The organism is Amphritea sp. (assembly GCF_050300915.1).
Taxonomy (GTDB): domain Bacteria; phylum Pseudomonadota; class Gammaproteobacteria; order Pseudomonadales; family Balneatricaceae; genus Amphritea.
In genome coordinates this window covers 37,388-59,278 of sequence record NZ_JBNKYN010000022.1, presented here as the reverse complement: position 1 = coordinate 59,278, position 21,891 = coordinate 37,388, and the positions used below count along the sequence as shown (strand labels likewise).

The window sequence follows — 21,891 nt, the reverse complement described above, 5'->3', positions numbered from 1 at the left end:
GGGTGGATGAGCTGGCGATCTACTGTATGGTCTGGATGACCTTCTTCATTACCTCGGCGCTGTTGAAAAAGCGGCAGGGTGTCGCCGTTACCCTGCTCACCGACCGGTTTAGCGGAACATTCCGCTACTGTCTGGATCTGTTCAGCGATCTGATGGTGTTGCTCTTCGCCCTGCTGATGTTCTGGCTCTGTTGGCGCTGGTTCGATCCGGTTGCCCTCTATCAGGCCGGTTTTGACCCGCTGACCTTTCAGGCCGACACCTTCAATTTTATCTATGCAGAGAACACCAACACCCTGGATCTGAAGAAATTCTGGATCTGGCTGGCCCTGCCGGTTTTCTCCTGTTCACTGTTGCTGCACGCCCTCAGTAACCTGCTCGACAATCTGCGACCTGTGGCTAACCAGATGGGAGAAGCCGGATGACTTTTGCCGTATTTTTATTGCTGCTCTTTATGGCGGTTCCTATCTCGCTGGTGCTGGCGCTGACCGCACTCTGGTATATCAATGCCTCGGGTAACACCGTGTTGTTTGATTCCTACCCCCAGCAGCTGTTCAGTGCAATCGAAAGCTATGGTCTGCTGGCGATTCCGCTGTTTATGCTGGCGGGAGAGCTGATGAACGAGGGGGGACTGACGTCCAGACTGATCAACGTGGCACGCATTATGGTCGGCGGCTTTAAGGGCGGTCTGGCATATATCAATCTGGTTGCCAATATGATGATGGCCGCTATTATGGGCTCGGCGGCCTCGCAGATAGCGATCATGTCCCGGGCGATGGTTCCGGCAATGGAGCGTGAGGGTTACGACAAATCCTATGCGGCAGCCATTACCGCCGCTGGTGGTCTGTTATCACCCATTATTCCGCCCTCGATGCTGTTTGTGCTATTTGGCGTGCTGGCTCAGGTGCCGATTTCTGAGATGTTTATCGCTGGCATTATTCCCGGCCTGATCATGGCTTTCCTGTTTATCCTTACGATCAGCCTGATGGGGCTGGTGTACCAGTACCCCAGAGGCGAGTGGCCGAGCCGCGAACAAGTGAAGGAATATCTGCTGATGGGGCTGCCGGCCGGACTGATTCCGATGATCATTATTGGTGGAATCCTCACCGGGCTGGCGACGCCGACCGAGTCGGCGGCCCTGGCCTCGCTGGGCGCTTTGCTGATCGGCAAGTATGTTTACAAAGATCTGCAATACTCTCATCTGTTTGAGATACTGAAACGGACCGCTTTCAATTCCGGTATGGTGATCATGCTGATTGCGGCTGCCGGTGTTTTTGGCTGGGTCATCGTCTTCGAGAAGATTCCGCAAAATGCCTCTGTCTGGATTGCTGCCCAGACATCAGACCCGTTCATGTTCCTGCTGATGGTGGTAGGTATTCTCCTGCTGGTCGGCATGATAATCGATGGTATTGCGGCGTTGATTCTGGTGGTGCCGATCCTGTTGCCCATCGCTCAGGCCCAGTTCGGTATTAATCCTTATCAGTTCGGTGTCGTTGTCTGCCTGACACTGGTACTGGGTCTGCTGACGCCGCCGGTGGGCGCAGGGCTCTTTATCGCCTCAAGCATGACCGGCTGTCCACCGCTGAAGATTTTCCGTGCCCTGATGCCTTTCCTGGTCGCCACCCTGGTGACACTGGTTCTACTGAGCTGGAAGTCCGAACTGGTAACCCTGCTGCTGTAACGATGCCCAACAGCATCTGCTGCACTGATAAGCAAAGCCGGGATAGCGCCTTGTCCCTATCCCGGCCAGGTATCAGCAACAACAGAGGGCATTGCAACCTCAGCCCTGTAAGCCGTTCTGATCCTGACCGTCAGTAGCCTTTAATGTCCCTCTGCATAACCCGGAATAGTTTTTGCTCTGTCCTCTGTTGACCGCGTTTGTGGGTGACAAATGGCCCGGTTTTGTTTTGTAAGGCACAAAATTACCTTACAAAGGTTGAGTAACCTGCAAATTGGCTCAGCGATTGAGTTGGGCCGTCGTGGTCAATGATGTGGCGAAAGCCCTGTTGTAGCTGCCACAGACAGATAATTACAGGAGAAATTGATATGGCTAAGTTCTATGTGGAAACGGGTGCAAATGCGGCGGGTGAGTTTGTGGTGCATAACGAGACCTGTGCTTCCCTGCCTGATAAAGAAAAACTGCTTTACCTGGGATCGCGCAGCAACGCCGCTGCGCCGTTAAATGAAGCGGCGATGTATCAGTGCGCGCCTTCCGCGCCCTGCCCTGAGTGTATTGCTGGCTAATCGATCCATTTTAATGATAAAAGCCCGCAGTCGCGGGCTTTTTGTTGGCCTTTGCTTCCCCCGGCTAGCACTTTATCTCTGCGCCTCCGGAGTCCTCTGTGGTGAATTCAGTGGTTTTATACGGCTTTACTCATCGTTCATAAACCCCATCAGATGAAGCAGACTGGTGAAGAGATTAAAGATCGACACAAACAGTGTGGTTGTCGCCATGATGTAGTTGGTCTCACCGCCGTGGATGATGTTGCTGGTTTCGTAGAGGATAAGGCCCGACATTAACAGCACAAACATCGCGGAAACCACCAGAGACAGCGCGGCGATCTCAAAGAAAAACGCGCCGATACCGGCCAGGAAAGCCACCAGAATACCGACGGTTAAAAAACCGCCCATAAAGCTGAAGTCTTTATTGGTGGTGACAACGTAGGCCGACAGGCCGAGGAAGATAATCCCGGTTGCTGCCATGGCGTTCATGATGATCTGTCCGCCGTTTGGCAGGCTCATATAGGCACTCAGTATCGGCCCGAGGGTCAGGCCCATAAATCCGGTCAGCGCAAAGACACAGACGATGCCCAACCCGCTGTTACGAAACTTGGACGTGGCGAACAGCAAGCCGAAGTAGCCAACCAGGGTAATAATGATGCCCGGATGCGGCAGATTCAGCGCCATGGACAGGCCCGCGGTCGCGCCACTGAACAGTAGTGTCATCGACAACAGCATATAGGTGTTTTTAAGCACCCGGTTCTGCACACGGGTTGAGTCGGAGCCCGCAGCATATGCCGGGTTTGAGCTGATAGGGTTGTCCATTAGTGTTCTCCTGCTACTGACAAATAGTGGTCATATTCTGTTTCTGTCCCCAGCGGCGATTCATCAGGCAACCTGTTTCTGGGACGGATGCTCTTGCTGCGTATGCGTGCCAGGCGTCGGGTGAGCGTTCTGCTGGCCCGTGAGGCGGCGCTATCAATCGCTTCTTGCCAGTTTTGTCGCACATCGTCTATGAGGATATCGCGTTGCCCGGCGATCAGGATGCGTACCTGGCAGCGCTTGTCTTCGCCCCCTCGTGGGCCATTAATGTCAGAAAGAGTGACATCAATTTGATCTGTCTGGTCATAGCGTGATGCCAGTGCAAACGTCATCCGCCGGCGGATATACTCTTCCAGCCCTTTTTTTATAGAAACATGGCGAACCTTCAGATTAATTTTCATCTTGCTCTCCTGCATCCTGGTAGGGATATTGTGCGTTGAGGCTTTATCTTAGGGGGAGAGAACAGCAAGTAATATTCGAATTAAATATAAAAACAGATCGAAAAAACCGATCTTATGGTTGAAATGGTTTAACTTCAGGCGGTTACACTGTTTTCTGCTGTGGTGGGCGATCTGTCCTCGGGGCGATTGTTTTATCGCTCTTAGACCGGGGAATGAAGCCCGCAGTTGCGGGCTTTTTGTGGGTCTGTACAGGCTTAATGATCAAAACTGCCCGGGTCGGCCAGCTGCTCGGTCAGTTTAGTGAGTTGCTCTACGGACAGCGTTTCATCATAGACGCCGGCAGCCACCTGAATGCCGGTGGAGAAGGCCAGATCGGCGGTCATTGCGTAACTTAATTTACGCGATGTCTGCCCCGCTCCCGGTTTGGTCCATTGATATTCAACCCAGCCACCATTTTTTGCCGTGGCTGCTGCACACAACTCTTTGAAGATGTATTTGCCGTTGTTGTCGGTGACCTGCATGATCGGGCGACCCACCAGATCCGGGCGCATCGGGTGTGCCACCATCCGGTCAAGCCGACAGTCAAAGGCAAACACATAACTGTCTTTCCACACCCAGGGGCCATCGGCGTTATTTAGAGAAGGAATGGCGGAAGCCCCTTTGGTTTGCAGCACCTTAGCTGCCCCCCACACTTTGGTGACCACTTCGTCTGGGGTGGCGGCTTCGTCAGCGACAGCGGTATTGCTGAGAATGGTTGTGACTGTGACCGCGAGCGTTAGCAGCGTCAGTCGGATAGGTTTGGCAATAGAATGCATGATGATCTCCTTTCAGGCTTTGATCCAGGGGTTGCCGACCGGCAGAATGCTGCGACCATAGACGTCAGCGAAAATCACATGTGCCATCATGTACCAGGCGGCCAGCGCTGTGAGCATCAGTTCATACCCCGCAACAACGGTGAGTTGTGGATAACCGAAATGTGCCAGATCCAGCAGAATAAAGCCGATCAGCAGCAGTGTGAAAGTGGTGGCCATCGCGCCGTGAATGCGTAATGCGCCGACCCACAGAATGGCGGTGAACAGCGTCCATGCCACCAGGAACCAGCCAATATCGGTTTTACTGGAGACATAGATATTGAACTGGTTACCGATCAGCAGCAGTGCCAGTGAGATCCAGAACGCGCCATAGGCGGTAAAGGCGCAGTAGCCAAAGTTATTACCGGTTGATTTTTCCTGAAAGCCTGCGATCATCTGCGCCAGGCCGCCAAAGATCAGCCCCAGCCAGATGACTGGCCCAATGCCCATCCAGCCAACGTTGTGAAACTGCAGCACCATCGTCGTTAATCCGAAGCCCCCCAGTCCGACGACGGCGGGGTTTCCCTGCTTCTGTTGTTGCATCATGTTTTCTCCCTTAGTCCACTATTTTTGTATGGTTATTTGCTGATCATCATATGGACTATCCGCGGTGGAACAATGATACCTATGGCTAGCATCCGGCATTCTATTGATACCTGTCATGTTTCCAGGCGGAGGTTCAGGCTGCCGGGGTTGTTTTTTGCCCGGCCTGCTGCTGAGGGTGTGTCGTAAAAAAGACAGTCGATTCTGTTTATGTGTTTCTGTGTCTGCTGTTTTGTCGCAAACACTACAAAATTAAAAACGTACAATCCTTTATTTACAAAGGCTTAGTGCATGGCATATCTTATGCTTTGCGCTATGTAGTTGTACCTAATAACGATTGTGTGGCCGGATTGTAAGTGATCTGGTTGTAGATGATCTGATTGTCCTGGTGGCAATCGTTCCGGTCATCGTCATGATTATCATCGGGTATAACTGATTAAGCGTGGTTGACGGGCTATAGGTATGCAGAGATGCTCAGATTTACACTGTTATGCCTATCGCTATATAGTTAAACCCTATAGCGCTTATATTAGGAGTCATTCTGTATCACACTATCTCTCAAGAGAGTGTGGTTGAGGAGAGCAAAATGAAGAAACCAGTCGAGCAGAAACAGGATAAAGGCCCACTGATGGGTCGCGGTCGTAAATACGATCATCTGGAGTTATTGGAGCAGATTGATGCCTGTGGCTCGATTACTGCAGCAGCAAATCTTATGGGGATGAGTTACAAAACCGCATGGGATGCTGTCGAGGCGATTAACAACCTTGCGGAAGCCCCTCTGGTTGAGCGGCGGGTGGGTGGACGCAATGGAGGCGGTGCAGTCCTGACCGTTAATGGTCGTCGGCTGGTGTCTGCATACCGGCGTCTTGATAAAGAGCGGGAGCGGGTTTTGAGTCAACTCAACCGTGTGATGGAAGATTTTGAGTCCTATTACAAAATCATCAGGAGATACGATATGAAAACCAGCGCACGGAATCAGTTTTTAGGCAAGGTCAAAAGTATTAAAACCGGCGAGGTAAACGCTGAGGTGGTGCTCGATATCGGTGGTGGGGATGAGATTGTTTCAAACATCACCTGCGACAGCGTTGAGCATCTGGAGCTGAAAGTGGGCGATGAAGCTTACGCCATGATCAAATCATCATGGGTGATTCTGACCAGTAATAACAACCTTAAAACCAGCTCCCGCAATAAACTTACCGGCAAGGTGGTTCGCTGCCATGAGGGGGCGGTTAATGCTGAGGTGATTGTTGAGCTGCCGGGGGGTAAAACCCTCACCTCGATTATTACCAATGAGAGCGTGACCGATATGGGGTTGAAAGTCGGTAGCGAGGTGACCGCGCTGATTAAATCGTCCAACGTTATCCTGGCTGTAGCCTGCTAACCGACTGAGTAAAAGGATTTAAATGATGAAACAGATATTACGTTTGATTACAGGCTGTGCTTTGCTGTTTGGTTTAGCGGTTGCGCGGGCTGAAACGGTGCAGGTTGCCACGGCGGCTAATTTCACCGCACCGATGAAGGAGATCGCCGCAGAGTTTGAGCAGCAGACCGGCCACAGGGTGGTGCTGACCTTTGCCTCATCGGGCAAGTTTTTTGCCCAGATTCAGAACGGAGCCCCCTTTGAGGTGTTTCTCTCTGCCGATGCGGCGAAACCGCAAAAGCTTGAGGAACAGGGCTGGAGCGTACCGGGCAGCCGTTTTACCTACGCTCAGGGTTCACTGATATTGTGGTCTTCACAGGCCGGTTTTGTGGCAGACGACAGCCCGGATATCCTCAAGTCAGATAGCGTTAAGCACCTGTCGCTGGCGAACCCTAAACTGGCACCCTATGGCGCTGCAGCGGTAGAAACGCTGCAGAAACTGGGGCTTTATGAGAGTCTGGAGGGCAAACTGGTGCAGGGTGAAAACATCGCTCAGGCTTATCAGTATGTGTTTTCCGGCAATGCCCAGGTGGGGTTTGTGGCGCTGTCTCAGGTGATGAAAGAGGGTAAATTGAGTGCCGGGTCTGGCTGGATCGTGCCTGCTGATCTGTATGCGCCGATTCGTCAGGATGCGGTGTTGTTAAACAAGGGTAAAGATAATGTCGCGGCAACAGCGTTACTCGACTATCTCAGGTCAGAACGTGCGGCGGCTATTATCCAATCTTACGGCTATAAACTCTAAACAGTCTGGGAGTTTCACCGATGTTCAGTGACGGGAATTGGGCGGCAATATTATTAACCGTTAAGCTTGCCAGCATTGTGACCCTGCTGCTTCTGCTGGTCAGTACACCGATCGCCTGGTGGCTGGCGCATACCCGCTGTCGTCTGAAATCTTTCTTTGAAGCCCTGGTGGCGCTCCCAATTGTGTTGCCCCCGTCGGTGTTAGGTTTTTATCTGTTACTGGCGATGGGGCCGCAAGGCTTCGTCGGCCAGATAACGCAGGCGCTGGGTATTGGCACCCTGCCCTTTACCTTTGCCGGGCTGGTGGTGGCCTCAGTATTCTATTCCCTGCCCTTTGTGGTGCAGCCGATACAGCTGGCCTTTGAAAACATTGGCGAGAACTACCTGGAAGCCGCGGCAACCCTGCGTGCCAGTCCGTCAGACCGGTTTTTCAGTGTGGCGGTACCGTTAGCCCTGCCCGGCTTTCTCACCGGCAGTATTCTCGGGTTTGCCCACACCGTAGGTGAGTTTGGCGTAGTGCTTATGGTCGGCGGTAATATTCCCGGTGTGTCCCGGGTGGTATCGGTACAGATCTATGATTATGTAGAAGCATTGGAATATGGCCAGGCCCATTCGCTGGCGATTACAATGCTGATCTTTTCCTTTCTGATTCTGTTGTTGCTGTACACCTTTAACCCCAATAGAAGAAAAGTCTGATGACTGTCTGTGCTGATATTCATGCTCAATTTAAGCTCAGTTATGGCGATTTTGCGCTGGATGTGGACTTGCAGCTGCCCTCTCAGGGGGTTACCGCTCTTTTTGGTCCTTCCGGGTCGGGCAAATCCACCCTGCTGCGCTGTATTGCCGGTCTTGAGCGGGCCGGAGGTAAACTTTCCGTTAAGGGTGAGATCTGGCAGGATGAAAAGATCTTTATCCCCACCCATCAGCGGCCTATCGGCTATGTGTTTCAGGAAGCCAATCTGTTTCCCCACCTGAGTGTTAAAGCCAATCTTAACTATGGTTTTAAACGCCAGCCGTACCGGCATGATGGTTTTTCACTGGATGAGATTATTGATCTGCTGGGAATTGCCCATCTGCTGAACAGAAAGCCCGACCGACTTTCCGGGGGAGAGAAGCAGCGGGTTGCTATCGCCCGGGCGCTGGCGGTGAATCCCCGTCTGTTGCTGATGGATGAGCCGCTGGCGGCCTTGGATCTGGCGCGCAAACGGGAGATTCTGCCCTTTCTGGAAAAGCTCCATGAAGCGCTGGAGATGCCGGTGATCTATGTCACCCATGCACCCAATGAGGTGGCTCGTCTGGCGGACCATCTGGTGGTGCTGAATCAGGGTAAGTTGCAGTCCGCTGGCCCCTTGAATGAAACCTTCTCCCAGGTGGATCTGCCGCAGCAGGCCAGTGATGCGGGAAGTGCGATTATTGAGGCGCGGATTGCCGCGATTCAGCCCGAGTGGCATCTGGCGCTGGCCCGTTTTGCCGGGGGGGAGATCTGGATCAGAGATCTCAGCTTTAGCCCTGGCCAGAAGGTTCGCTTTCAGGTGATGGCCCGGGATGTCAGCCTGGCACTGAGCGCAGATCACCGCAGTAGTATCGCTAACGTCCTGCAGGCGGTGGTTGATCAGATCAGCGATGGCGACCACCCCGGCATTGCTATCGTGCGGCTGAAAATCGGTGAAAATTTTATCCTGAGTCGTTTAACCCAGCGTTCACTGCATACCCTGGGTGTCACTGAGGGAGACCCGGTTTGGGCGCAAATTAAGTCTGCGGCGATTGTTGAGTAGCCGAATAGCGTCATGCAGAACGACATCACCCGTTCCGTCTCCCCGGCATAAACGACTCAGGTTGAGAGACCTGAGTCCGCTGCTATAAGTTTTAATTAACCACCTCTCCTGTTGCACAAGCAAAGCTTTCATTTGAAACAGAAACGTCATTCATATGAAACATCATCGCTATTCATTTGAAATATTCAGCTGATTAAATACTCCTATCCGGTCATCTGACCCTATGACGTAAATTCTTGAAACGCATAAACGGAGTGGATTATGTTTCGTAAAACAGTAGGTGCATTGGCGCTTTCTCTTCTGGCTGTACAGGTGCAGGCTTCAACAGAGGTTGAGTGGTGGCACGCCATGGGCGGTCGCCTGGGCGAGAAAGTGAATGAGATCGCTGAGAAGTTTAATGCCAGTCAGAGTGACTATGTGGTTAAGCCGGTCTTTAAAGGTAACTACACCGAGACCATGACCGCTGCGATTGCTGCGTTCCGGGCGAAGAAACAGCCTGCGATTGTACAGGTGTTTGAAGTGGGTACCGCGACTATGATGTCTGCTAAAGGCGCGGTTTACCCAACCTATGAGCTGATGGCCGATACCCAGGAACCCTTTAACTCCGCTGATTATCTGGCCGCAGTAACCGGCTATTACTCCACCAACGATGGCAAGATGTTGTCGATGCCATTTAACAGCTCTACTCCGGTGCTGTATTACAACAAAGATGCGCTGGCCAAAGTGGGTGTTGAGCCACCAAAAACCTGGGAAGAGATGGGTAGCGTAGGCAGGAAGTTGCTGGATGCGGGCTATAAGTGTGGTTTTACCACCGGCTGGCAGTCCTGGGTGCAGCTGGAAAACTTCAGCGCCCGTCATGACATCCCTTTTGCAACTAAGAATAACGGTTTCTCCGGTCTGGATACCGAGCTGGCGTTCAACAGTCCGCTGCATGTGAAGCATATCGCGCAACTGGCTGAGTGGCAGAAAACGGGTATTTTCAGTTATGGCGGTCGTCGTTCGGACAGCGCGCCTAAGTTCTATACCGGCGAGTGTGCCATGTATATGAACTCCTCTGCCTCTTATGCCGGGGTGAAGTCCAGCATTCAGGGGTTTGAGTTTGGTGTGTCTGAGTTACCGTACTGGAAAGAAGCGATCAGCACACCGAAGAACACCATTATCGGTGGTGCGACCCTGTGGACACTGAAAGGCCATACGCCAGAAGAGTATAAAGGCGTGGCGAAGTTCTACACCTTCCTCTCCTCCCCTGAAATCCAGGCTGACTGGCACCAGTTCACCGGTTATCTGCCGATCACCCATGCGGCGGCTGAGCTGACCAAACAACAGGGATTCTATGCTGAAAATCCGGGTACTGATGTAGCAATTCGACAGATGACGTCTGGCACTCCGACCGCGAATTCTAAAGGTCTGCGTCTGGGTAACTTCGTGCAGATACGCGACATTATCAACGAAGAGCTGGAAAACGTCTGGGCGGGTAAAGCGACCGCTAAAGACGCGCTGGACAATGCGGTTAAACGTGGAAACGTGTTGCTACGCAAGTTTGAGCGAAACAACAGCTAGCACCCACATGCACTGAGTAAATGGGCCGGATACTGATTCTGGCCCATTTCCACTTAGCTGCTGCGCAACTGTCTTTCTGTTATGTACGATCTGGAATACTGATGTCCCGTATCTCAACTTATAATAACCGGCTGCTGCCCTGGCTGTTACTGGCGCCGCAATTGGCGATAACGCTGGTATTTTTCGTCTGGCCCGGATTGCAGGCGGTGAAACAATCCTTTCTGCTCCAGGACGCATTTGGTTTGTCCTCTGAGTTTGTCTGGTTCGCTAACTTTATCGACCTGCTTAATAGTGAAGAGTACTACGCCAGTTTTCTCACCACTTTTATCTTTGGCATTGGTGTCACCCTGTTATCGATGTGCTCTGCCCTGCTGCTGGCGGTGATGGCTGACCGGGTAATCAGGGGTGCGGCGGTGTATAAAACCTTGCTGGTATGGCCTTATGCGGTCGCTCCGGCGGTTGCCGGGGTGCTGTGGATGTTTATGTTTCACCCCACTATCGGCGTGATGACCTATCTGCTGGAGCTGGTGCAGATTCGCTGGAACCACTCCCTCAATGGCGATCAGGCGATGTTGCTGGTGATTATTGCCGCCGCCTGGAAACAGATCAGCTATAACTTTCTGTTTTTTCTCGCGGGTCTGCAGTCGATCCCCCGCTCACTGATTGAGGCGGCGGCGATTGATGGCGCCGGTCCTGTGAAACGCTTTCGCGATATTATCTTTCCGCTGCTTTCGCCCACCAGTTTCTTCCTGCTGGTGGTTAATATCGTTTACGCCTTCTTTGATACTTTCGGCATCATCCATGCGGTGACTCAGGGCGGCCCCGGCAGCTCTACCCGAACCCTGGTGTATAAGGTGTTTGATGATGGTTTTATCGGTCTCGATCTGGGCTCTTCCGCGGCTCAGTCCGTGATTCTGATGTTTATCGTTGGCGCGATGACGATTATCCAGTTTAAGTTTATCGAACGTAAGGTGCAGTACTGATGGTTGAGAATCGTCGCTGGCTGACGCTCTTCAGCCATCTGGTTATCTGGCTGGGCATCGCACTGGTTGCGCTGCCCCTGTGGATCGCATTTGTCGCCTCTACCCACAGCTCGGATATGATCATGAGCGGTACCCTGCCGTTCTGGCCCGGTGAGTATATGGGGGAAAACTACAGCCGGATTCTGTTCGGTGACGCCGCCGACGCGGTGGGCGTCAGCGTCAGCACGCTGCTGCTGAACAGCCTGATTATGGCGCTGGGTATCGCCATCGGTAAAATTGTGATCTCGATGATGGCGGCTTATGCCATTGTTTTCTTTGAGTTTCGTTTTCGTCTGTTCAGCTTCTGGATGATCTTTATGACGCTGATGCTGCCGGTTGAGGTGCGGATTATTCCAACCTTTGAGGTGGTGGCCAGTCTGGGGCTGTTGGATAGTTACACCGGTCTGACCCTGCCGCTGATTGCCAGTGCCACGGCAACTTTTTTGTTCCGGCAGTTTTTTCTCACCATTCCCAAAGAGATGCTCGAAGCGGCGCGGGTGGATGGTGCCGGTCCGATCCGTTTTCTCTTCGATATTCTGCTGCCGCTGTCGCGCACCAATATCGCGGCACTGTTTGTGATCATGTTCATTTATGGCTGGAATCAGTATCTCTGGCCCCTGCTGGTGACCAATGATGAGAACTACTACACCGTGGTGATGAGCATCCAGCGGATGCTGGCGGTGGGTGACGATGAGGTCGCCTGGAATGTGGTTATGCCCGCCACCGTGCTGGCGATGCTGCCTCCGGTGCTGGTGGTCGTGCTGATGCAGCGACTGTTTGTAAAAGGTCTGGTAGAGACTGAAAAATAAGGTATCTCATGGCAACGTTGAATCTGAAAAATCTTAAGAAAACCTATGCCAACGGACACCAGGCGATCCACGGTGTTGATCTGGATGTGCGCGAGGGTGAGCTGATTGTGATGGTGGGGCCTTCCGGGTGTGGTAAATCCACTCTGTTGCGGATGATCGCCGGACTGGAAGCAATCACTGAGGGCACGCTGGAAATTGATCAGCGCAGAGTGAATGATCTGGAGCCCGCAGAGCGGGATATCGCCATGGTGTTTCAGAACTATGCGCTTTATCCCCATATGAATGTCTATAACAACATGGCCTATGGCCTGAAAAACCGCGGGGTTGATAAAGCTGAAATCGACCGGCAGGTGCGTCAGACTGCGGCAATTCTTGAGTTGGACGCGCTGCTGGAACGTAAACCCGGACAGCTCTCCGGTGGCCAGCGTCAGCGCGTTGCGATGGGGCGGGCGATTGTGCGCAACCCTAAAGTGTTTCTGTTTGATGAGCCACTGTCCAATCTGGACGCTAAACTGCGGGTACAGATGCGCATTGAGATCAAGCGGCTGCAGCGTAAGCTGGGGATAACCTCTGTCTATGTGACCCATGACCAGGTGGAAGCGATGACCCTGGCGGACCGGTTGGTAGTGATGAATGGTGGTGTTGCTGAGCAGATTGGCACACCGATGGATATCTATAATCGCCCGCAGACGCCGTTTGTGGCGGGGTTTATTGGCTCTCCGGCGATGAACTTTATCCAGGCTCAGTTGCACGAGGGAGTCCTGACCCTGGGGGACCAGACCATCACCCTGGTAAACCCGCCGGACTTTAACGGTGCGCTGATTGTCGGCCTGCGTCCGGAACATATGCATCGCAAACCGGACTATGCTCATCAGCTGATGTTGCATATTGATCTGTTAGAGCCGTTGGGGGCTGATACACTGGTGTATGGACGGATTGGTGGCTCGGATGACGAGCTGGTGGTGCGCCTGAACCGGGAGTTCCGCAATCTTGATAATCAGGCTATTCTGCCGCTCTATTTCGACTGCGATGAACTGCATCTGTTCTGCGCTAAGTCACAACAACGTATTAACTAGGAGCGCGCTATGCGGATTAAACCTTCCCGGGTTATGGGACATCGCGGCGTTCCCAGCCTGGCACCGGAAAATACCCTGGGCGGTTTTGCCAAAGCGGCCGCTGTCGGTGCCCGCTGGGTGGAGCTGGATGTTACCCTGCTGAAAGATCACACGCCGGTTGTTCATCATGATGCCACGCTGGACCGTTGCAGTGATCACGGTGGCCAGCTGGCGCTGCTATTGCCGGCTGATCTTGAGGGAGTTAACAATGCGGCGCTCTACCCTGACTGGCCAGCGGAGCCGGTGCCGTTACTCACTGATGTTCTCGATCTGCTGAAGGCCCAGGGTACCGGTTTAAATCTGGAGATTAAAAGCCACTGTTTTGCCCCGCAACTTACTGCTCAGGTGGTGCTTGATACCCTGAAGGGACGCTTTCCTGAAGAGCGGCTGCTGATCTCCAGTTTTGAACTACCGGTGCTGGCTGAAGTGGCCCGCTGTGCGCCGCAGATTGCTCTGGGGCTGATCTGTGATGAACTGCCGGATGACTGGCTGAGACAAGCCCGCGAACTCAATCTGTTCAGTATTCACTGCAATTGGCGCTATCTGAGTCAGCACCGTGTTGCTGAGATCAAGCAACAGGGTTTTCAGCTGTATTGCTGGACCGCCAATGATCCGCAACAGGTTGCTTCGCTGTGGCACTGGGGCATTGATGGCGTGATTACTGATAACCCGCAGGACTTTACGGCATACAATGAAACTGAATGAACGTCAGAACATTATTCTCAACCTGCTGCAGGAGTCTGAGCAGCTGGAGGTGGATAGCTTATCGGATCAGTTTGGCGTCAGCAGCCAGACGATCCGTAAAGATATCAACCAGATGTGTGATCTGGGGCTGGTGCGCCGACTGCATGGTGGCGTTGGTTTGCCGACGGCGAATCAGAACATCTCGTTTAACTCCCGCGAGATGATCAATTCTGAGGTTAAACGGCGGATGGCAGCCGCGCTGGCGGCGCTGATACCGGATGGCGCCTCGGTGATGCTCGGCATCGGCACCTCCGTGTCCCACGCGGCCCGCGCGCTGATCAATCACAGGCGCCTGAGAATCATCACCAACAACCTGAATGTCGCCAGCATCCTCTGTGAACAGCCGGAAATCGAGGTATTGGTCAGCGGTGGTCAGCTGCGCCATAACGACCGGGATCTGGTGGGTGAGAATGTCACCCGCTTTCTGGATAATTTTCGTGTTGATTTTGGCATTATTGGCACCGGTGCGCTGGATCAGAACCGCGGTTTGATGGATTTTGATCCGCTGGAGGCGGATGTCAGCCGTGCTATTCTGCGCAACTGTGGCCAGGCGGTTTTACTGGCCGACCAGAGCAAATGGAAGCGCCGGGCGATGGTTCAGGTAGCGCCATTTACCGCCCTGAGCAAATTTATCACCGATGAACTGAGCGACCCATCACCGCGTCAGCAGCTACAGGACAGCGGACTCGACATTATTGAAACAGGACAGCAATGAAGATTATGGTACCGCCTTTGGACGCCGCACTTCTGCCCGGTCACATTCGCTATCTGCTCACCGATGTTGATGACACCATCACCACCCAGGGAAAGTTATTGCCACAGACGTTGCAGGCACTGTATGACCTGAAGGAGGCTGGCATCCGGGTGATTCCGGTAACCGGTGGCAGCGCTGGCTGGTGTGATCAGATTATCCGGCTGTGGCCGGTGGATGCGGTGATTGGTGAAAATGGCGCTTTCCATATGGAGCTGAACACCGCGGGGCATCTGCAGTTGCACAGTTGGCATGAAGAGACTCAACGGCGGGAGTATCAGCAGCGTTTGTTGGCGCTTACTTCGGATATGATGTCCGTCATTCCTGAGCTGAAACTGGCAAAAGACCAGAGCTATCGGCTTGCTGACGTGGCGCTGGACTATAATCAGGATGGCTGTCTGACCCAGGATCAGATCTCCCAGGTGGTAACATTTTTCCACACTCAGGGAGCCTGTGCCCGGGTCAGTTCTATCCATATCAACGCCTGGTTTGGTGAGTATAGTAAGCTGGCGATGGCCCGCAGGCTGTTACAAAACAAGTATCAGCTGAGCGAGGCGGAGATGATTGATCAGGTTGCTTATGTGGGTGACTCACCCAATGATGAGGTGATGTTTGGCTTCTTCAGGCACACCTTTGGGGTGGCAAATATCAGGCCCTACCTGGTGCATATGACGGATCATCCCAATACCATTCTCCGTCAGCCCGGCGGGCTTGGCTTCGCCGAACTGGCTCAGCTGCTATTGCAGGCGCAGACCGCCTGAAGCAAAGCTTCAAAGCGGAGCTATCACGGTGGCTGGCCTGATCTTTGGCGGCCATCGTTCAGTGTCACATTTTGGTGACATTAAGCCGGATTTGCATGCGTTGTTTTGATGTAGATGCTTGTGGTCGTTTAGCCAGGCCTCTAACATTAGGAGGTTCTTTATTAGCAAGTTATCTTTTAAGCTCCGAGGTAGTATATGTTTTCCCGGCTGCGTATCCGTTCCAGAATTCTTGGTGGTTTTCTTCTTCTTATCATTCTCGTTTGCAGCATTGTCATGCCCGTCATGTTTAACGATATGCATAATCTGGTGCAAACGGCTGAAACCAGAGAGTTAACCAGTCTCTATCAACAGGTGTTGCAAAAGATCGACGCTGAGCAGCGTCAGGCAACTGCCTTAGCCCATTTTGTCGCCTCGCTTCCTGAGGTACAGCAACATATCAAAAATGATGACCGTACCGCCCTGCAGGCATCGATGAACAGCGCTTTCGCCATGCTCAAGAGTGATTATGGCCTGCGCCAGTTTCAGTTTCACCAGGCCCCCGCTACCTCCTATTTGCGGGTACATAAACCGGAAAAGTTTGGTGATGATCTGTCCGGGTTTCGCCAGACAGTGGTTGAAGCAAACCGCACAAAGGCTGCCGTCAGCGGGATTGAGCAAGGCGTCGCAGGCCTGGGTATTCGTGGTGTTGTTCCCGTCGTGATCGATGGCCAGAACTGGGGCACCGTTGAATTCGGTTTCTCTCTGGGGCAACTGTTTTTTGATGAGTTCAAGCAGCAGACCGGTGTCGATATCAGCTTGTATGTGATTAAAAATGGCGACCTGAGCCCTTATGCCTCAACTTTTCAGGGGGCGCAGCTGTTTGATCAGACCAGCCTGTCACAGGCTCTGTTTGGTCAAGCCCAAAGCGGTAGTTTTGTGCTGCAAGGCACAGAAGTTGCGGCTTTTGCCAACCAGTTAAAGGATTTTTCCGGCCGGGCCGTGGGGGTGATAGAGATCGCTATGGATCGCAGCAGTTATCTGTCTATGATCCAGAGTTCGTTACTCGACACCCTGATGATTGGCCTTGTGACTATTCTGCTCGGCGTTATCGTGGCGGTGTTGATTACCCGCAGTATTGCCCGGCCGCTGACGGAGATGTCTGCGGCGATGGAGAATATCGCCTCTGGCGACGGTGATCTTACCCGCAGGCTGACGGTTAATGGCAATAATGAGCTGAGTGACATCGCCAATGCATTTAATGGCTTTGTCATTAAAATAGAAACCCTGGTAAAAACGCTGATGAACTCGGTGTCCAATGTGTCTAATTCAGGCTCCGAGCTGTTTGATGAAACCGAGAAAACCATGCGGGTGGCAAAAAACCAACAGGCCAGAACCGAAGAGGTGGCTACCGCCGTTAATGAAATGACGGCAACGGCCCATGATGTTGCCGGCAATGCTGAGAATGCGTCTTCGCTGACGCAGTCCTCTCAGGAACGTTCGGAGCGTGGCTATCAAACGGTCAGCCAGTCTATTGCTACCATCAATCAGTTGGCGGCGAATGTCGCCGAAACGGTGCAGCTGGTGAGTCAGGTTGACCATCAGAGCACTAAGATTCATACCATTCTTGATGTTATTCAGGGGATTGCCGAGCAGACCAACCTACTGGCCCTGAATGCCGCTATCGAAGCAGCGCGGGCGGGTGATCAGGGCAGAGGTTTTGCTGTGGTGGCCGATGAGGTGCGCTCCCTCGCTGGCAGAACTCAGAACTCTGCTGCCGAGATCAATCAGATGATCTCTGAGCTGCAAAGCGGAACAACCCATACCGTGACGGTGATAGAGGAGAGTCAGCAGCAGGCCCGGGATACCGTTTCGATAGCAACACAATCCGGTGAGGCACTGCACAGCATCCGTGATGCGATGGCGCAGATTAATGACTCCGTAATGCTGATCGCCAGTGCTGCGGAGGAACAGAGTCAGGTGGCTGAGTCGATCAACCAGAGTATTGTTGATATTGCCGATGGTGCGACTGATGTTGCATCCGGGGCTGACCATATAATGGCGACGTCATCGCAGATAGGCACGGAACTGAATGCGTTGATGACGGTGATCCGTCGCTTTAAAGTGCACAAAGATCCTGCTATTGAACTGGCGGTTGCTCGTAGCGCACATCAGGCCTGGAAGATGCGGTTACGTACGTTTCTTGATGGCAGCAGTGCGCTGTCTGCTGAGCAGGCGGTGTCTCATCGGGAGTGTGATTTTGGTCACTGGTATTATGGCGAAGGCGCGCAGGCCTGCCATGATATTCAGGTATTGAAGCAGCTGGAGGTGCCCCATGAACGGATGCATCAGTTGATCGGTAAGATTATCGAAGCTAAGCATGCGGGTAACAATATTGTAGCAGAGGAGCTTTATCGCGAGGTGTGCCAGCTTTCTGAAACGATTGTAAAAGGGATGGACGCAGCGATTGCTGACATTAAGTGAACACCGTTTACGCTGCGCGCTGTGTTTTGTTATTGACGTAATGGCTTAATTGGACCATTATCGGGCCATGAACAGATTCGCATTAGATAGCAAACGTATTATTACCATCATTTCCGAGGAACTGGTGGGCTAGCGTATGTCTTAGCAAAACATAGAAAACCCGCCCTTCCGGCGGGTTTTTTTATATCTGAAAAACGCGCACTCCGGAAGGGTTGGGTTACCGAATATTCAACTGATATTGAGGTACGAAGATCCATCATGAATAAAGCCGTGTCTGCCCAAACAACGACAGTGCCCTGCGATTACTACCCTGCCCTTGAAGATATCCTGGCAGCGTCACAACGATTACAGACGGTGGTTAGCCGAACCCCGCTGATCCGCAGTGATAATCTTAGTGAACGTTATGGTGCCGAGATCTATCTCAAGCGTGAAGATCAGCAGCGGGTGCGATCCTATAAAATCCGCGGGGCGTATAACAAAATAGTCAGCCTCAGTGCAGCGCAACAGGCGCAGGGTATTGTCTGTGCCAGTGCCGGCAACCATGCTCAGGGGGTGGCTTATGCCTGTGCCCTGTTAGGGTTAAAAGCGACCATCTTTATGCCTGCGCCGACGCCGGCGCAAAAAGTTGAGCAGGTGAGAAAGTATGGTAAAGAGCAGGTTGATATCCGCTTAGTTGGTGATGCCTATGATGATGCTTATCATCAGGCGATGATCTTCTGTGATGCTGAGCAGGCAACCTTTGTGCATCCCTTTGATGACCCGAAAGTGATTGAGGGGCAGGCATCGGTGGGCGTAGAGATTCTTAACCAACTGGCCTCAGTCGATGTGCCGGTGGATATGTTGCTGATGCCGGTCGGCGGTGGCGGACTGGCCTCCGGGGTATCATCCTATTTCAAAGCGCGTTCTGCGCACACCCGGCTGATTGGCGTCGAGCCTGATGGGGCCGCTTCGATGAGTGGTTCATTAGCAGCTGGCAGCAACGAAACCCTGACGCAGATCGATAACTTTGTCGATGGTGCTGCGGTAAAACGGGTGGGTGAACGCACCTTTGCAATCTGTAAGCAGAACCTTGAACGCGTTATTACTGTGCCTGAGGGGCAGGTCTGCTCGACCATGATGCAGCTATACAATCAGGAGGCAATTGTCGTTGAACCGGCAGGTGCTTTGTCGATTGCGGCACTGGATAGTGTAAAGGATGAGATTCGGGGCAAAACCGTGGTCTGTGTTGTCAGCGGTGGTAACAACGATATTCTGCGCACCGAAGAGATCAAAGAGTGGGCGATGCTGTTCGAGGGTTTAAAACATTATTTTATCGTTAACTTTCCCCAGCGTGCCGGTGCCCTGCGAGAGTTTCTGGTTGAGGTTCTGGGGCCTGATGATGATATCTCCCGGTTTGAATATTCGAAGAAAAATAACTGTGACCGGGGCCCTGCCCTGATCGGCATTGAGTTGGCAAATAAAGCGGACTTGCAACCGCTGCTTGAACGGATGAGAGCAAAGCAGATCCGCTTTGAGTATCTTAACAACCGTCAGGACCTGTTTCGCTTTATGGTTTAGGGCACTGGATTCTGCTGTCTGCCATCGTTCAACAAAGTGGTAACTATAGCGCTTGCCTGGAAAGACTCTCTGGCCGACTATGATTAAAACAGCGGCTTGGATGAGTTAGATGGGCAGCGCAGATGGATGATTTCTATCGACAGTTAACAGGCTTTACTGATATCTCTCAGATTGCTGAGGCACGCTTTTACCGGCCAGTGCCGGATGACTGGTATGTCTCTGTTGTTGATGTGCGTGGTTCGACCCAGGCAATCGAAGCGGGAAATTACCGTGATGTTAACTTTGTCGGGGCGGCGGCTATTACCGCCCATCTGCATCGGGTCGCGCCAAACCTGCCATTTACGTTTGGTGGCGATGGCGCGGTGGTGCTGGTAAAAGCGAGTATGCGCCAGGCGACGCTGGCTGTATTGCAGTCGCTCTGTTATCACGCCAGAGAGAGTTTTGGCCTGGAGTTGCATGCGGGTTTAGTGCCGGTGAAAACGCTGCGAGCGATGGGAAAAGATCTGCAGATCGCCAAGTATCTGACTGGTGATAACATCATCCAGGCAATGTTGAAAGGCGGTGGATCGACACTGGCTGAGAGCTTAGTAAAAAACCACCCGGAGTATCGCTGCGAGCCGCACCCGGTGTTGAGTAAAACCGATATTTTCGCTGGGCTGAGCTGTCGCTGGCAGCCGATCCCTTCGGCTAAAGGGGTGACACTCTCGCTGCTGATTCAGCCACACAATGAAGCGGATGATTCTGTTCTGGTAAAGGTGATCAGGAATCTGGAGCAGATTCTGGGTGGTTCATTTGCTGCGGCTAATCCCGTCAGAATGGCGGACGCCCGTTACCACTCATTTCTGCATAACCTTAAACGGCAGTTAAATGTCAGCGATATCCGCTGGGACAGCCGCTTTTTCCGCACGCTCTATGAGCTGCTGTTAACCGCTCCATTGTTCAATTTGAAGTGCTTCAGGTTTATTCCCGGAGTGCAGAACTACTTCGATAAAATCCCCCTGCACTGCGACTTTAAAAAGTACGATGATACCCTGCGCATGGTGCTCGACTGCTCCCCTTCCGAATCTCAGGCAATCGAAGGTTATCTGCAAGCAGAGCAGCAGGCGGGGACGATTCGCTTTGGCATCCATGTATCAGATGCGGCGCAGATGACCTGTTATGTTGAAAGCATGTGTGATGGCGGTCATCTGCATTTTATTGATGGCAGTGATGGTGGCTATGCACTGGCGGCGAAGCAGCTTAAAGGATCACTGAGCAGCCTGTAGGCTACCCGGGGAGTGACGCCGTTCACATAGCGGGCAGCGCGGGATTAAAACCAGTTTTTGCGCTTAAACAGCCATAACTGTATTACCACCGTCAGGGTCATAAAGCCGCTGACAATCCAGAACGCCCAGGGGTTTTCAGCGCCAGGCATGCCGCCGACATTGATCCCCAGAAGGCCGGTCAGGAAGCCCAGCGGCAGGAATACTGCTGCGACAATGGATAGCAGATACATCCGGTTGTTCATCTGTTCGGTCAGTCGGTTTGCCAGTTCTTCCTGAGCGACCGCCGCCCGGTCCCGTGTGGTGTCCAGATCTTCAATGTAGCGGATCAGGGTATCGGTAACTTCCCGCAGCTCTTGCCTGCTATTCTCATTGAACCAGGATACCCGGGCCTGATGCATCTGCAGCATCGCATCACGCTGTGGCGCCAGATAGCGCCGCAGCGAGATGACGATCCGGCGAACTGAAGAGAGCTTGTTGCGCAGATCATAACTGCTGCAACTGACCAACTCTTCTTCGATAGAGTCGACATAGTCTTCGGTATCGTTGATCGTATCCTGCATCCGTACCATCAGTGCGTCTGATAGCATCGCCAGAAAGTCACCCGGGTCTGTTGGACCCACGCCAGCTTCGAGTGCGTCAACTATATCTTTAGCCGAGAGCATTCTGCGTCGGCGGGTGCTGATAATTCGTTTCTCATCAATCCAGATGCGAATTCCAACCATGTCTTCGGGGTTGGAATCGGGGCTGAGGTTTACGCCGCGCAGCGCAACCAGCAGGCCATCATCAACCTGGGTGGCTCGGGGGCGACTTTCTTCGGTGAGCAGTGCATCAATAACCACCCCGCTCAGTTGGCTTTTTTCGCTGATCCAGCGTCGGCTTTCGGGGTCGGTATAGTCAAAATGAAGCCAGGTCAGCTGATCATCCGGAAAGCCATTTTCGATGTCATCCCCGCTGACCACCTGGCCGCCGCCGTGCCCATCTAACTGATAGCCATACACTAATCCAGAACATCCCATAAATCGCCCCGCCCCTCACAGTGACTACAAATTGTTTAAACCGATTTATAACAGCTTAGCA

The 21,891-nt window shown here is 52.8% G+C and carries 22 protein-coding genes; 17 read left to right on the top strand and 5 right to left on the bottom strand.

The genetic code is table 11. From position 1 onward, the window contains the following. The 3 genes from ACQY8X_RS08165 to ACQY8X_RS08155 all read left to right on the top strand — a co-directional run. Positions 1 to 422: TRAP transporter small permease (locus tag ACQY8X_RS08165; protein WP_428034656.1), on the top strand; the 422-nt coding region annotated here is incomplete at its 5' end. After that, a complete protein-coding gene (locus ACQY8X_RS08160) occupies positions 419 to 1,678 on the top strand; it encodes a TRAP transporter large permease (RefSeq protein ID WP_428034655.1) in 1,260 nt (419 codons plus the stop codon). The genes ACQY8X_RS08165 and ACQY8X_RS08160, both read left to right, overlap by 4 nt. Before the next feature lie 365 nt (positions 1,679 to 2,043). Continuing rightward, positions 2,044 to 2,241 (top strand): hypothetical protein, encoded by a 198-nt coding sequence (locus ACQY8X_RS08155; protein ID WP_428034654.1) that lies wholly within the window; start codon positions 2,044 to 2,046, stop codon positions 2,239 to 2,241. 126 nt (positions 2,242 to 2,367) lie between these two features. On the opposite strand, the gene ACQY8X_RS08150 is transcribed toward ACQY8X_RS08155, so the two are convergent. From ACQY8X_RS08150 to ACQY8X_RS08135, 4 genes are all read right to left on the bottom strand, one after another. After that, positions 2,368 to 3,042 carry a Bax inhibitor-1/YccA family protein gene (locus ACQY8X_RS08150; RefSeq protein ID WP_428034653.1) on the bottom strand — a complete coding sequence of 225 codons (675 nt, stop codon included), beginning with the start codon at positions 3,040 to 3,042 and terminating at the stop codon, positions 2,368 to 2,370. Further along, positions 3,042 to 3,440: an HPF/RaiA family ribosome-associated protein gene (locus tag ACQY8X_RS08145; protein WP_428034652.1), complete on the bottom strand. Its 399-nt coding sequence runs from the start codon at positions 3,438 to 3,440 to the stop codon at positions 3,042 to 3,044. Before ACQY8X_RS08145 ends, ACQY8X_RS08150 begins: the two co-directional genes overlap by 1 nt. Positions 3,441 to 3,694: 254 nt before the next feature. Further along, on the bottom strand, positions 3,695 to 4,255 hold the full coding sequence (locus ACQY8X_RS08140; protein WP_428034651.1) for a cache domain-containing protein: 561 nt from the start codon (positions 4,253 to 4,255) through the stop codon (positions 3,695 to 3,697). 12 nt (positions 4,256 to 4,267) lie between these two features. Beyond that, the gene (locus ACQY8X_RS08135; RefSeq protein WP_428034650.1) at positions 4,268 to 4,837 is read right to left on the bottom strand and encodes an acetate uptake transporter; all 570 of its coding nucleotides are present in this window, start codon (positions 4,835 to 4,837) and stop codon (positions 4,268 to 4,270) included. 583 nt (positions 4,838 to 5,420) lie between these two features. Between ACQY8X_RS08135 and ACQY8X_RS08130 the strand changes: the two genes are divergently transcribed. The 14 genes from ACQY8X_RS08130 to ACQY8X_RS08065 all read left to right on the top strand — a co-directional run bounded on the left by ACQY8X_RS08130 (position 5,421) and on the right by ACQY8X_RS08065 (position 20,814). Beyond that, positions 5,421 to 6,215, top strand: a complete 795-nt coding sequence (locus ACQY8X_RS08130; RefSeq protein WP_428034649.1) for a TOBE domain-containing protein — start codon at positions 5,421 to 5,423, stop codon at positions 6,213 to 6,215. Positions 6,216 to 6,240: 25 nt separating this feature from the next. Then, positions 6,241 to 6,996, top strand: coding sequence for a molybdate ABC transporter substrate-binding protein (gene modA, locus ACQY8X_RS08125; RefSeq protein ID WP_428034648.1), 756 nt, complete (start codon positions 6,241 to 6,243; stop codon positions 6,994 to 6,996). A gap of 20 nt (positions 6,997 to 7,016) precedes the next feature. Continuing rightward, entirely contained in the window at positions 7,017 to 7,691 is a 675-nt protein-coding gene (modB, locus tag ACQY8X_RS08120) for a molybdate ABC transporter permease subunit (RefSeq protein ID WP_428034647.1), read from the top strand. Beyond that, positions 7,691 to 8,770, top strand: coding sequence for a molybdenum ABC transporter ATP-binding protein (gene modC, locus ACQY8X_RS08115; RefSeq protein ID WP_428034646.1), 1,080 nt, complete (start codon positions 7,691 to 7,693; stop codon positions 8,768 to 8,770). Before modB ends, modC begins: the two co-directional genes overlap by 1 nt. A gap of 261 nt (positions 8,771 to 9,031) precedes the next feature. Beyond that, entirely contained in the window at positions 9,032 to 10,330 is a 1,299-nt protein-coding gene (gene ugpB / locus ACQY8X_RS08110; protein WP_428034645.1) for a sn-glycerol-3-phosphate ABC transporter substrate-binding protein UgpB, read from the top strand. Positions 10,331 to 10,428: 98 nt separating this feature from the next. Continuing rightward, positions 10,429 to 11,313, top strand: coding sequence for a sn-glycerol-3-phosphate ABC transporter permease UgpA (gene ugpA, locus ACQY8X_RS08105; RefSeq protein ID WP_428034659.1), 885 nt, complete (start codon positions 10,429 to 10,431; stop codon positions 11,311 to 11,313). Continuing rightward, positions 11,313 to 12,161 (top strand): sn-glycerol-3-phosphate ABC transporter permease UgpE, encoded by an 849-nt coding sequence (gene ugpE / locus ACQY8X_RS08100; RefSeq protein WP_428034644.1) that lies wholly within the window; start codon positions 11,313 to 11,315, stop codon positions 12,159 to 12,161. The genes ugpA and ugpE overlap by 1 nt, the downstream gene beginning before the upstream one ends. An 8-nt stretch (positions 12,162 to 12,169) precedes the next feature. After that, positions 12,170 to 13,237, top strand: a complete 1,068-nt coding sequence (locus tag ACQY8X_RS08095; RefSeq protein WP_428034643.1) for a sn-glycerol-3-phosphate import ATP-binding protein UgpC — start codon at positions 12,170 to 12,172, stop codon at positions 13,235 to 13,237. A gap of 9 nt (positions 13,238 to 13,246) precedes the next feature. Further along, the gene (locus ACQY8X_RS08090) at positions 13,247 to 13,981 is read left to right on the top strand and encodes a glycerophosphodiester phosphodiesterase family protein (protein WP_428034642.1); all 735 of its coding nucleotides are present in this window, start codon (positions 13,247 to 13,249) and stop codon (positions 13,979 to 13,981) included. Next, complete coding sequence (locus ACQY8X_RS08085) at positions 13,968 to 14,735, top strand: DeoR/GlpR family DNA-binding transcription regulator (RefSeq protein WP_428034641.1); 768 nt, start codon at positions 13,968 to 13,970, stop codon at positions 14,733 to 14,735. The genes ACQY8X_RS08090 and ACQY8X_RS08085 overlap by 14 nt, the downstream gene beginning before the upstream one ends. Continuing rightward, on the top strand, positions 14,732 to 15,532 hold the full coding sequence (locus ACQY8X_RS08080) for an HAD-IIB family hydrolase (RefSeq protein WP_428034640.1): 801 nt from the start codon (positions 14,732 to 14,734) through the stop codon (positions 15,530 to 15,532). The genes ACQY8X_RS08085 and ACQY8X_RS08080 overlap by 4 nt, the downstream gene beginning before the upstream one ends. Positions 15,533 to 15,727: 195 nt before the next feature. Continuing rightward, a complete protein-coding gene (locus ACQY8X_RS08075; protein ID WP_428034639.1) occupies positions 15,728 to 17,992 on the top strand; it encodes a methyl-accepting chemotaxis protein in 2,265 nt (754 codons plus the stop codon). Between the two features lie 258 nt (positions 17,993 to 18,250). Further along, a complete protein-coding gene (gene ilvA / locus ACQY8X_RS08070) occupies positions 18,251 to 19,549 on the top strand; it encodes a threonine ammonia-lyase IlvA (RefSeq protein ID WP_428034638.1) in 1,299 nt (432 codons plus the stop codon). Positions 19,550 to 19,671: 122 nt separating this feature from the next. Continuing rightward, the gene (locus ACQY8X_RS08065) at positions 19,672 to 20,814 is read left to right on the top strand and encodes a DUF3095 family protein (protein ID WP_428034637.1); all 1,143 of its coding nucleotides are present in this window, start codon (positions 19,672 to 19,674) and stop codon (positions 20,812 to 20,814) included. A 44-nt stretch (positions 20,815 to 20,858) separates the two neighbouring features. On the opposite strand, the gene ACQY8X_RS08060 is transcribed toward ACQY8X_RS08065, so the two are convergent. Then, positions 20,859 to 21,830, bottom strand: a complete 972-nt coding sequence (locus tag ACQY8X_RS08060; RefSeq protein ID WP_428034636.1) for a zinc transporter ZntB — start codon at positions 21,828 to 21,830, stop codon at positions 20,859 to 20,861. Positions 21,831 to 21,891 lie beyond the last annotated feature (61 nt).

What these genes read in the sequence shown, in the direction of transcription:
- ACQY8X_RS08080 (WP_428034640.1), top strand. Translation starts at nt 14,732, where the DNA reads ATGAAGATTATGGTACCGCCTTTGGACGCCGCACTTCTGCCCGGTCAC.
- ACQY8X_RS08085 (WP_428034641.1), top strand. Translation starts at nt 13,968, where the DNA reads ATGAAACTGAATGAACGTCAGAACATTATTCTCAACCTGCTGCAGGAG.
- ACQY8X_RS08095 (WP_428034643.1), top strand. Translation starts at nt 12,170, where the DNA reads ATGGCAACGTTGAATCTGAAAAATCTTAAGAAAACCTATGCCAACGGA.
- ilvA (WP_428034638.1), top strand. Translation starts at nt 18,251, where the DNA reads ATGAATAAAGCCGTGTCTGCCCAAACAACGACAGTGCCCTGCGATTAC.
- modB (WP_428034647.1), top strand. Translation starts at nt 7,017, where the DNA reads ATGTTCAGTGACGGGAATTGGGCGGCAATATTATTAACCGTTAAGCTT.
- ACQY8X_RS08160 (WP_428034655.1), top strand. Translation starts at nt 419, where the DNA reads ATGACTTTTGCCGTATTTTTATTGCTGCTCTTTATGGCGGTTCCTATC.
- ACQY8X_RS08155 (WP_428034654.1), top strand. Translation starts at nt 2,044, where the DNA reads ATGGCTAAGTTCTATGTGGAAACGGGTGCAAATGCGGCGGGTGAGTTT.
- ACQY8X_RS08130 (WP_428034649.1), top strand. Translation starts at nt 5,421, where the DNA reads ATGAAGAAACCAGTCGAGCAGAAACAGGATAAAGGCCCACTGATGGGT.
- ACQY8X_RS08060 (WP_428034636.1), bottom strand. Translation starts at nt 21,830, where the DNA reads ATGGGATGTTCTGGATTAGTGTATGGCTATCAGTTAGATGGGCACGGC.
- ACQY8X_RS08135 (WP_428034650.1), bottom strand. Translation starts at nt 4,837, where the DNA reads ATGATGCAACAACAGAAGCAGGGAAACCCCGCCGTCGTCGGACTGGGG.
- ugpB (WP_428034645.1), top strand. Translation starts at nt 9,032, where the DNA reads ATGTTTCGTAAAACAGTAGGTGCATTGGCGCTTTCTCTTCTGGCTGTA.
- ACQY8X_RS08140 (WP_428034651.1), bottom strand. Translation starts at nt 4,255, where the DNA reads ATGCATTCTATTGCCAAACCTATCCGACTGACGCTGCTAACGCTCGCG.
- ACQY8X_RS08090 (WP_428034642.1), top strand. Translation starts at nt 13,247, where the DNA reads ATGCGGATTAAACCTTCCCGGGTTATGGGACATCGCGGCGTTCCCAGC.
- ACQY8X_RS08075 (WP_428034639.1), top strand. Translation starts at nt 15,728, where the DNA reads ATGTTTTCCCGGCTGCGTATCCGTTCCAGAATTCTTGGTGGTTTTCTT.
- ACQY8X_RS08150 (WP_428034653.1), bottom strand. Translation starts at nt 3,042, where the DNA reads ATGGACAACCCTATCAGCTCAAACCCGGCATATGCTGCGGGCTCCGAC.
- ugpE (WP_428034644.1), top strand. Translation starts at nt 11,313, where the DNA reads ATGGTTGAGAATCGTCGCTGGCTGACGCTCTTCAGCCATCTGGTTATC.
- ACQY8X_RS08065 (WP_428034637.1), top strand. Translation starts at nt 19,672, where the DNA reads ATGGATGATTTCTATCGACAGTTAACAGGCTTTACTGATATCTCTCAG.
- modA (WP_428034648.1), top strand. Translation starts at nt 6,241, where the DNA reads ATGAAACAGATATTACGTTTGATTACAGGCTGTGCTTTGCTGTTTGGT.
- modC (WP_428034646.1), top strand. Translation starts at nt 7,691, where the DNA reads ATGACTGTCTGTGCTGATATTCATGCTCAATTTAAGCTCAGTTATGGC.
- ACQY8X_RS08145 (WP_428034652.1), bottom strand. Translation starts at nt 3,440, where the DNA reads ATGAAAATTAATCTGAAGGTTCGCCATGTTTCTATAAAAAAAGGGCTG.